General features: G+C 40.1%; 8 protein-coding genes and 1 pseudogene. All 9 read left to right on the forward strand.

The features are described 5' to 3' along the window. Positions 1-16 precede the first annotated feature (16 nt). Complete coding sequence (locus HDT10_RS03625; protein ID WP_290880090.1) at positions 17-1480, forward strand: MFS transporter; 1464 nt, start codon at positions 17-19, stop codon at positions 1478-1480. Positions 1481-1580: 100 nt separating this feature from the next. Next, a complete protein-coding gene (locus HDT10_RS03630; protein WP_290880092.1) occupies positions 1581-2774 on the forward strand; it encodes a hypothetical protein in 1194 nt (397 codons plus the stop codon). A gap of 134 nt (positions 2775-2908) precedes the next feature. Beyond that, positions 2909-5404, forward strand: a complete 2496-nt coding sequence (gene gyrA, locus HDT10_RS03635) for a DNA gyrase subunit A (protein ID WP_290880094.1) — start codon at positions 2909-2911, stop codon at positions 5402-5404. Positions 5405-5427: 23 nt separating this feature from the next. Further along, positions 5428-5880, forward strand: coding sequence for a hypothetical protein (locus HDT10_RS03640; RefSeq protein ID WP_290880095.1), 453 nt, complete (start codon positions 5428-5430; stop codon positions 5878-5880). A 2-nt stretch (positions 5881-5882) separates the two neighbouring features. Further along, entirely contained in the window at positions 5883-7205 is a 1323-nt protein-coding gene (locus tag HDT10_RS03645; protein ID WP_290880097.1) for a sigma-54 dependent transcriptional regulator, read from the forward strand. 10 nt (positions 7206-7215) lie between these two features. Next, complete coding sequence (locus HDT10_RS03650; protein WP_290880099.1) at positions 7216-8241, forward strand: aspartate-semialdehyde dehydrogenase; 1026 nt, start codon at positions 7216-7218, stop codon at positions 8239-8241. A gap of 31 nt (positions 8242-8272) precedes the next feature. After that, positions 8273-8737 (forward strand): low molecular weight protein-tyrosine-phosphatase, encoded by a 465-nt coding sequence (locus HDT10_RS03655; protein ID WP_290880100.1) that lies wholly within the window; start codon positions 8273-8275, stop codon positions 8735-8737. A gap of 132 nt (positions 8738-8869) precedes the next feature. Beyond that, a complete protein-coding gene (locus HDT10_RS03660) occupies positions 8870-9145 on the forward strand; it encodes a hypothetical protein (RefSeq protein ID WP_290880102.1) in 276 nt (91 codons plus the stop codon). 313 nt (positions 9146-9458) lie between these two features. After that, positions 9459-9574: pseudogene (locus tag HDT10_RS03665) on the forward strand (sugar transferase); the annotation flags it as partial.

Here is a 9574-nt window from a genome sequence, read left to right on the forward strand (position 1 = left end):
AATCAAAGGAGTTCCCATGCCTCAAAACCTCATTCTTTGCAGCATCTTGCTTGCTGTTTTTGTTGTGCCAAGCTCGATTTCTGGCACAGCCATTGCTCTGCCTTACATCGCCCAAAAACTCGGGAGCGATTCCGCATTATTGCAATGGGTTGTGAATGGTTTCAACCTCTTTTTTGCATGTTTCACGCTGATTTGGGGCGCAATCAGCGATAGATGGGGTGCTAAACATTGCTTGCTTGTGGGCGTTGCGCTCTATCTCATCGCTTCGTTATTTTCTGGCTTTGCGCCCACGCTTTTATGGCTTGATATTGCTCGAGTGTTTGCGGGCATTGGCGGGGCAAGCGTCTTTGCGTGCGGCAGCGCGCTTTTAATGCGCACCTTTAGCGCAAAAGACCATGCCAAAGTGTTCGCAGCTTTTGGTACAACGGCTGGGCTTGGAATCACGCTAGGACCAACAATCAGTGGTTTTTTGATTGACATATTCACTTACCAAGCGATTTTTATCTTCCATTTTTTAATCCTTACTGTTGTTTTTGTCATCATATTTTTCTTGCCCAAAGAGAAGCAGAAACAACAAGCTTTTGATTTTGACATAATAGGCGCAATCTTGTTTCTTGCGTTCATGTTGGGCTTGATGTTTTTGATTATGAATCTCAACGATTATTATCAGGCTTATATGTCTGCACTTTTTGTTTTTTGTATTGTGATAGGTATTGTTTTTGTATGGCATCAAAAAAGTCATTATCGTCATAATCAAATACCATTTTTAGATATAGCAGTTTTGAATAATCCAACTTTCGTTGGCTTCACACTCGTTACAGTAATTGCTGGGTTTAGTTTTGTGGTCTTGCTCACATACTTCCCGATTTTTCTCTCTGCCGTATTTAGCTTATCTGCTTCGTTTGTTGGAGTTTTTATGCTTGCACTCACTGCGCCTATGCTCTTTTGCCCTATTTTAGCAGCGAGGTTTTTAAATAAGGGAGTAAATCCTAAACTCTTTGCATTCATTATGTCTTTAATGATGAGCATGGGATTATTCCTACTTTTGGTTGTCTTATATTTTTTAAGCGACACAATGCAAATTCCCCTGATTCCATTAGCGCTCTTTATCATTGGTTGCGGTATGGGGTTGCATGCGGGGGCAATCGATAGGCTTGCATTAAGCAGTGTTGATTCAAAGAAATCTGGATTTGCAGCAGGCGTGCTCAACTCATTTCGGCTAGGTTCTGAAGCTGTGGGTGTCGCGCTCTATGGTGCTCTTATGCCAACATTCATAAGCGCAAATAGCGGCGATTCTTTGCATCCTTATGTTTCTATTATCGCGAGTGGAAATCTAGACTCAATTGAGAATCTCAACTTACAAAGCGAGGCTTTATTTGTGTATCTCCAAGCTTTTTTCATGACTATCGGAATCTTGGGAATCCTAAGTCTTATTTTGAGTTTTATTGTTTGGGTACTATTAAGACGACAAACAAAATAATTTTTATATAATATTTATATCATGTTTAACATTTGTATTATAACATGTCGCCAAGATGAACGATACGAGGTATCCAAACCTAGAAATCAAAGGAACGTCAATGCCGCAAGAACAGGCGATTCAAGAAAATATGGAGAAGCAAGAATCTCATGGCAAAAAGGGTGTTTTGGGCTATTTGCCCGTGAGCTTTTTTGGCGCGTGTATGGGGCTTAGCGCAATGTGTGTTGCGTGGCATGCAATGTCGGAACTAGGTTCATTAAGTTTGTCTTATTCTGCAAAGTCGCCCGAGCATGATGTGCTTGGCGTTATCCAAGCCTCTCTTGCGCCTTTTGCCGAACTATTCTCGCTCATTTTCGCTGTCTTTGCCGTTGTGGCTTTTGTGTCATTGGGTGCTGCATATAGTGTTAAGGCTATGACGAGTTTTGAAAGCTGCAAGCAAGAATTTCTTTCGCCAATCACGCGCCCTTTCTTTGGAACAATCTGTATTTCTTTGCTTCTTTTGCCTTTTGCGCTCCAGAGGCTTGGAATCTCTGAAACAATTAGCCTCATCGTGTGGATTCTTGGTGCTGCGCTTATGCTTATTTTTAGCGTGCATATCGTTCAATTTTGGATTTGCCATAAATTTGAACTTGCACATATCACGCCCGCGTGGATTATCCCTGTCGTGGGCTTGCTCGACTTGCCTCTTGTCTTGCCTATTTTTTCGCAGATACAAGCCCTACCTGACTTAGGATTTTTCATCACAATCTTTTGCATGGCTGTGGGTTTTTCTTTTACAGTTGTGCTTTGCACACTTATCTTTGCGCGCATTGTCTTTTTTGCCAAACTCCCCGATAAACTCATGCCCACTTTGGTTGTCTTGCTCGCGCCTTTTGGCGCAGGTGTGAGCACACATGCGGTATTTACGTCTATGCAGGCATTGATGATGAAGCTCGATTCCCAAGCCTTTGCGCTTGATTTTTTGCCCTATATTCTCTTTTTTCTTGGGCTCTTTTTGTTATTGGCATTATTGCCTCAAATTGTCCAGATTAGAAAATGTTGCCCTTTTAGAATCTCGTGGTGGGCAATCAGCTTTCCATTGGCGGCAATGTGCATTGCGAGTATAAAAATCAACGTGAATATTTTACAACTCTCCAGCACAGATTTACCGATTGCTTCTTCTATACATGTTCTTGACACTCTTTTTGCGCTTCTTTCATTGTTTCTCTTATTGTCTGTAACGCTTATTTTTGCGTGGCTCATTGTGCGCACGTTGTTTGGCATTTTGCGGGGCGAGTTGCAGAATCTTGCATAGGATTTGAGGCGAGATTCTAAGCCTTTGGGATTTGATGAATCCCATTCAAAGAATAAAGAAAGATTTATTAGCAAGATTAAAGTAAAATAAAGGTAGAATCGCAAAAGTTTAATAATTTATTAAAAAGGGAAGGAATGTCGGATATACTCAATCAAGATATTCAGAATGTCAATATAGAGGATTCCATTAAAGAAAGTTATTTAGACTATTCTATGAGTGTTATTGTAGGGCGCGCATTGCCTGACGCACGAGATGGATTAAAGCCTGTGCATCGTAGGATTTTATATGCGATGTATGAACTAGGCGTTACTTCACGCGTAGCTTACAAAAAGAGTGCGAGAATCGTAGGTGATGTGATTGGTAAATACCACCCACACGGGGATACAGCGGTTTATGACGCTTTGGTAAGAATGGCGCAAAATTTCTCTATGCGTTTAGAATTGGTAGATGGACAAGGAAACTTCGGAAGCATTGATGGCGATAGTGCCGCAGCAATGCGTTACACTGAAGCGAGAATGACGCAAGCCGCAGAGGAATTATTGCGCGATATTGATAAAGACACTGTGGATTTCCTCCCCAATTATGATGACACTTTGCAAGAGCCAGATATTTTACCAAGTCGTTTGCCAAATTTGTTGATTAATGGCTCTAATGGAATCGCTGTGGGAATGGCAACCAATATCCCCCCGCACCGCACCGATGAAATCATTGATGCTTTAGTCTATTTGATTGATAATCCCAAAGCAGAGTTAGAGGAGATTCTACAATTCATTGAAGGACCTGATTTCCCAACAGGTGGAATCATCTATGGCAAAAGTGGAATCCGTGAAGCTTATGAGAATGGGCGCGGACGCATTAAAATTAGAGCCAAGACACACATTGAAAGAACCAAAACCAAAGACATTATCGTAATAGATGAGATTCCTTATCAGGTCAATAAGGCGCGCCTTGTAGAACAGATTGCTGAACTCGCTAAAGAAAAAGTGATTGAGGGAATCTCGGAGGTACGTGATGAGTCTGACCGCGATGGAATCCGCGTAGTGGTAGAACTCAAACGCGAGGCGATGAGTGAGATTGTGCTTAATCATTTGTTTAAATCCACCCCAATGGAATCCACTTTTGGGATTATTTTGCTTGCGATTCACAACAAAGAGCCAAAGATTTTTTCGCTTTTGGAATTATTGGAACTTTTTATCTCTCATCGCAAAAGTGTCGTGATTCGGCGAACGATTTTTGAATTAGAAAAGGCAAAAGCCCGCGCGCATATTTTAGAGGGTTTAAAAGTCGCACTTGAAAATATTGATGCAATCGTTGCGCTTATTCGTGCAAGTAGCGACCCAAAAGTTGCTAAAGAGGGGTTGGTGAGTCAATTTAGCCTTAGCGAGATTCAAGCGCAAGCCATTTTGGATATGCGTTTGCAAAGACTGACAGGGCTAGAGCGAGATAAAATTGAAAACGAATACCAAGCATTACTCCAAGAAATTGCGCATTTAAGCGAGATTCTTAAGAGTGAAGCCAAACTCAATGCAATCATCAAAGAGGAATTGCTAGAATCCAAAGAAAAATTTTCAACCAAGCGAAGAACCGCGATTGAAGAGGATTATGAAAATATTGATATGGAGGATTTGATTCCTAATGAACCCGTAGTTGTAACGATGAGTCATCGTGGTTATGTCAAACGCGTGCCTGTGCGTATCTATGAGAAACAAAATCGTGGTGGCAAGGGAAAAATCTCGGCAAATACACACGAAGATGATTTTATTGAAAGCTTCTTCGTCTCGGATACACACGATACTATTATGTTTATTACCAATAAAGGACAACTCTATTGGCTTAAGGTTTATAGAATCCCTGAAGCAAGCAGAACGGCTATTGGCAAGGCAGTCGTGAATCTCATTAATCTTGGTGCAGATGAAAAGATTATGGCGACTATCACAACAAAAGACTTTAACGAGGATAAGTCGCTCGCGTTTTTTACTAAAAATGGAATCATCAAGCGCACCAATTTAAGCGAGTTTAAAAATATCCGAAGTGTGGGGGTTAAAGCAATTAATTTAGATGAAAATGATGAGCTTGTTACTGCTAAAATTATTAGCCCCAGCATTCAAGAGATTTTAGTGGTAACTTATGAGGGAATGTGCGTGCGCTTTGGTGTGGATAATGTGCGCGAAATTGGACGCGTGGCACGAGGCGTTACAGCCATTAAATTTAAAATGCCTAAAGACTATGTGATTGGCGCAACGGCAATCGCAGATGAAAATGAAGAAATTTTGAGTGTCAGCGAAAAAGGAATTGGTAAGCGCACAGAAGTGAATGAATACAGAATCACGCATCGCGGCGGTAAGGGCGTGATAGCGATGAAGCTTACAAGCAAGACAGGTAAGCTTGTAGGGGTAGTCAATGTAGATGAAAAAATGGACCTTATGGTGCTTACAAGTAGTGGTAAAATGATTCGCGTAGATATGCAAAGCATTCGTAAGGCAGGACGCGCGACAAGTGGTGTCATCATTGTAAATGTAGATGATGATAAGGTAGTTTCTATTGCGCGTTGCCCTAAAGAGGAGAAAGAAGAAGAAAAAGAAAGTGATGAGGGAGAAAATTCAATCTTTGGGGTTGATAATTTAGAATAATGCTTAGGATTCTGTTTGGTTTAATGTGTTTTGCGGCTTTATGCGAAGCTTCAGAATACATTTTTTCTTATAGGGTTGCGGTAGAAAATGGAATCATTTTGAATGAGAAATATTATTTCTCTCCCGCAATGGTAAGTGCAAAGATTCTCAATCAAACAAAAAATCCTTATAAAAAATGCGAAATTAATCACGAAGCAAGAAATGAAAAAGCTTTGATTAATGAGTATAAGCCTAAGATTTTGGAATGCTTTTTTAATTGGGGTGTGCGGTTGGAGGACCGCAGTGAGGTAAGTAATTTACGAGGCAAGTCAATGACCTTTTTAGTGATTCCACCTACGCGTATTAAGATTGAATACGCAAGCGGAATCGCAATACTTTATGCGTTGGTGCGTCAGACAAAGAATCTTAAAAGGGATTCTAAGCCGACATTATCGCCTAATCTATTGTCAGAGGATTTGAGCTCAAAAAAGGAGTAAAGATGAAATTAGCTATCGTTGAAGATGATATTAATATGCGAAAATCTCTTGAAATTGCCTTAGGAGAATACGATGAATTTGAAGTTGTGAGCTTTAAAAGTGCGAAAGACGCGCTGAAAAAACTTGACGAAAGCATTGATTTGATTATTACAGATATTAATATGCCGCAAATGGACGGCTTGGAGTTTTTGAAAGTTTTGAATGGACGTTATGAGGCACTCATCATTACGGGAAATGCGACTTTGGGCAAGGCGATTGATTCTATTCGTTTGGGCGTCAAAGACTTTCTTACTAAGCCTTTTGAAATTGAAACTCTAGTAGAGGCGATTCATCGTGCTAAAAAGGCGCAAGAGGTAATGGCAAAGGCGAGCAAAAAGTCTCTAAAGAGCGAAAAATCAAATGATAAACATACAGAAAATAAGCAGTTCATCGCGACTTCACCTGCATTAGAGAATGCTCTTAAGCTTGCCAATAAAGCAGCTAAAACCTCCGCCGCAGTCCTTTTGCTTGGAGAAAGTGGTGTGGGTAAGGAGTTGTTTGCTAATTATATTCATCAAAATTCACCCAGAGCCAATGCGCCTTTTGTCGCACTCAATATGGCTGCGATTCCAGATAATTTACTAGAATCCGAGCTTTTTGGTTATGAAAAAGGTGCTTTTACGGATGCAACAGAGGGGAGGGCAGGGAAGTTTGAAGCGGCGAATGGTGGAAGCATTTTCTTAGATGAAATCGGTGAAATGCCAGCTTCCTTGCAGGCGAAGCTTCTCCGCGTCTTGCAAGAAAAAGAAGTCGTGCGCTTGGGTAGCTCAAAGCCTATCAAAGTGGATATTCGTTTTATTGCAGCGACCAATGCGGATATTCAAAAAAAGATTCAAAAGGGAGAATTTCGGGAGGATTTGTTTTTTAGATTACAAACAATCCCAATTCACATTCCCCCCTTACGCGAGAGAGTAGAGGAGATTATTCCGCTATGCGAATGGAAGTTAGAGCAAGTGGATAAACAATATGGTGTAGGTAAAAAACATTGGGGCAAAGGGGCGCAAGAGCAATTACTTGCTTATCGGTGGCCCGGTAACATTCGTGAATTACTTTCTGTCATAGAACGTGCGGCGATTCTTTGTGAGGGAGATGAGATTATGGTAGAGGATTTGTTTTTAAGCTCACGTGAAAGTGGAGGCAAAAAGAAAATTGCCAACCTAGAAGAAGAGTTGATTTATGAGGCTCTCAAGGCGAGTGATTCTGATGTAGATAGTGCAGCAGAATTGTTGGGATTTAAAAAAGAGTTGCTTTTAAGCAAAATGGAACGTTATAATATCAAACTTTAAAGGAGAAAAGATGAAAAAATATAATATAGCAGTAGCGGGCGCGACAGGCGCAGTCGGTGAGGAGATTTTTAGGGTTTTAGGGGAACGCAATTTGCCTATTAATAAACTTGTGCCACTTGCAAGTGCGCGAAGTGTTGGGAGAGAGGTAGAGTTTCAAGGAGAAACAATTAAAGTCCAAGAACTTACCCATAATGTGTTTGAGGAAGAAAAGATTGAAATTGCTTTCTTTTCAGCGGGTGGAAGCGTGAGTGCAGAGTTTGCTCCAAGTGCAGCAAAAGCCGGTGCAGTCGTGATTGACAATACAAGTCATTTTAGAATGCAACAAGATGTGCCTCTTGTCGTGCCCGAAGTGAATCCTCAAGACATTGCCTTGTGGAAAAAAACAGGGATTATTGCCAATCCAAATTGTTCTACAATCCAAATGGTGCAGGTTTTAGACCCTTTGCATAAGGCTTTTGGAATCAAGCGCGTAGATGTTAGCACTTATCAAGCCGTTTCAGGAGCTGGGAAAAAGGGAATGGAAGAGCTCGTAATGCAAATGCAAAAATTCTTTGATTTTAGTCTTGAGAGTTGTGAGCCAAAGGCATTTCCTCACAGAATCGCGCTCAATGTAATTCCACACATTGATGTATTTTTGGGCAACGATTATACTAAAGAAGAGATGAAAATGGTCAATGAGACTAATAAAATTATGCATAGCGATTTTGAAGTCAGTGCTACTTGTGTGCGTGTGCCTGTGCTTAGAAGCCATAGTGAGGCTATTACGATTAAATTTCAATGTGAAGTGAGTGCTAAAGAAGCGCAAGAAGTGTTGAGCAAAGCCGAAAGCGTTGTGTTGATAGATAATCCACAAGAGAAATCTTATCCAATGCCAATTATTGCGACTGATAGAGATGAAACTTATGTGGGCAGAATCCGTGTAGATAACTACGATAAGAAAATTTTGCATCTTTGGTGTGTTGCAGACCAAATCCGCGTAGGCGCAGCGACGAATGCAGTCAGAATCGCGCAAAAATGGATTGCAATGCAAAACTAACAAGAGGTTAAGATTTACATAAAGGCTTGGAGTGGAGATTCATTCTATTTTGTTTGTCTGCTTGGGAAATATTTGTCGCTCACCTTTAGCGGAGGGAATCGCAAGGGAGATTGCAAAGAAGGAGGGGTTGTCTTTGCGCATAGATTCTGCGGGCACAAGTGGGTGGCATATTGATGAGCCACCTTGCGAACGTTCTATCCTCGTGGGTAAGAGACATGGCATTGATATTTCTAGTCTTAAGGGGAGAAAAGTTAGTCTCTATAATGACTTAGATTTTGATTTAATCGTTGCAATGGATAGACAAAATTTTCACGACTTGCTACAACTAGGTTTTCCACAAGAAAAACTTGCTTTAATGGGGGCTTTTGGTTTAAATGGACAAGAGATTCCAGACCCTTATTATTTCAGAGACTTAGACGGATTTGAGAAAGTTTATTCTATGCTAGAATGCGCTATTGTTGAATTATTTGCACGGATTCAAAAGAAAATAACATAGAATTGTTGTATAATCGGGATAATTTTAGGAGAATCAATGAGAAATAAAACTTTAGTATTGTTTTGCGCTTATAAAATAACTCCCGTAATTATGAGTGAATTTGCTAAAATGTAAAATTGTGATGTGGAATGTGTGCTAGGTATTAACAATAGCAATCATATTATTCAAGATGAGATGCGAGGGGGGATTATACAGATTAGAATCTTCTATGGTATCGAGGTAAAGTGTATTTTACTTGATTTAAAAGTGCTACAAGAGGCAAATCTCTATACCTTTGGGGAAAATGTTGGTAGCACTCTTTGGAATAGCACGGATTATTGGGCATATATAGCGAGAAAGTATTTTCCAGACTTTGATTTTTATTGGCAGATTGATTATGGTTGCTTTTTAAATGCGCTAAATTACTAAGATTTTTAACTTTTACAAGCAGGAGAATCTACCGATTTGATTGTTTCATACTTTCGCAAAGAATCCAAAGGGAGTAAGTGGTGTTGGTTAGCCAATACGCAATGGGCTTATACTGAAGATACTTATTGGGCTTCTTTTTGATTTAAATGTAGAAAGATTTTTTATTAAACCCTACAATAAAATGTATCATTGTGTAAAAGAGAATTTAGAGGAGCAATGAAAGACGAAAGAGCACACAATCACAGCATTAAATACGCAAATCAAAAAATTGAACACGTAGGTGGCACTTTTCTGCTCAAAATTTGGTGTTGCCAAAGACAGAATCCACAATCATCTAGCCTATAAGCTAGGGCAAGCATTGATTCTAAACTCTAAAAGTCTCTTAGGATATATTAGAATGCCCTATGTGCTATCTTATATTAAAGAATC

Origin of the sequence: Helicobacter sp., assembly GCF_014799995.1 — a bacterium.
Lineage (GTDB): Bacteria > Campylobacterota > Campylobacteria > Campylobacterales > Helicobacteraceae > Helicobacter_D.